Genomic DNA, 1,138 nt, shown 5'->3' with positions numbered 1-1,138 from the left:
CATACTGCATCTTCTTCATTACGTTCCCCTCCACCTTAATCTGATTGTATCGGAGTAAGGGGTGTACTGTCCAAATTCATTTGGGGGCTAAATAGGAAGTATTTCATTAATTTCATTTTTCATGGCCTCTTTAACTAACTCATTTAAAGCTAATTTTCCATATCCCTTTCTTCTTTCAGTTGGGCGAATAATGTAACCAATATGTCCACCCTGCTCCAATAAATTCTCGTTCAAGTAATGTCTAAGTTTACCGTATCCTACTGGTCGATCTTCATGATAAAACCAGTAAATGGTTTGGGGAACTATACCTTCAGTCAAATTGATTCCATGTGACATTTCATAATTGCGTTTTAACTTCTCTTCAAACATCTGAATATCTATTGAATATAGGCTATTAATAAATCCGTTTTGTCCTTCACCAATTTCTTGAATCATTTGATATATGTCTGAACTTTCTTTCGTTTCTAATTTTTTAAGATAAATCTTCAATAACATCCCCCTCAAATAATCGAACTCCGGTAGTTTCATCTTGCTTGTTCCGCCTTGCACCCTATTCATTCGTGATTACCAATTCGTATCTTACTTGCGTTTTACTGTGCCCTTCTATTATTTCAATCATTTCTTCTGATTCCATAAATCCGCTCTTCTCATAAAAGGCTCTTCCTATGTGATTCTCTTTAGCTACCCAAGCAAATAGTTTCTTAATTGGCTTTAAAACTTGAATAAATTCCTGAATGAAATATTTCCCTATTCCCATTTTATGATATTCAGGTCGTACATAGATTCGTCGTAATTCATATTCTTCGTTACTCACTTGACTTGTTTGAGCATATCCAACGATTTCGTTATTATATTCAGCTATTAAAAAATTCCGATTGGCACTTTGAAGATCTCTCTCTACAGATCGAATTAAATTCTCAGTAGAGTAAGCTTTACTTAGAAAATTATGAATGAATTCTCTTGAGTAAATGCCTCCATAAGTGAAAATCCATGTTTCATGAGCTATCGATTGAATGTGTGGGATATCCTCACTTACAACAAATCTATTTAGCCCCCAAATGAATTTGGACAGTACACCCCTTACTCCGATACAATCAGATTAAGGTGGAGGGGAACGTAATGAAGAAGATGCAGTATG

Annotated in this window: 2 protein-coding genes; both read right to left on the bottom strand. The window is 35.0% G+C overall.

The window, feature by feature from the left end:
* Positions 1-87 precede the first annotated feature (87 nt).
* The gene (locus DFP95_RS28605) at positions 88-528 is read right to left on the bottom strand and encodes a GNAT family N-acetyltransferase (RefSeq protein ID WP_245988064.1); all 441 of its coding nucleotides are present in this window, start codon (positions 526-528) and stop codon (positions 88-90) included.
* A gap of 22 nt (positions 529-550) precedes the next feature.
* Positions 551-952: an N-acetyltransferase family protein gene (locus DFP95_RS29930; RefSeq protein ID WP_484014554.1), complete on the bottom strand. Its 402-nt coding sequence runs from the start codon at positions 950-952 to the stop codon at positions 551-553.
* Positions 953-1,138 lie beyond the last annotated feature (186 nt).

The organism is Cohnella lupini, from assembly GCF_003386205.1.
GTDB lineage: Bacteria > Bacillota > Bacilli > Paenibacillales > Paenibacillaceae > Cohnella > Cohnella lupini.
This window is presented reverse-complemented; position numbering and strand designations above follow the sequence as displayed.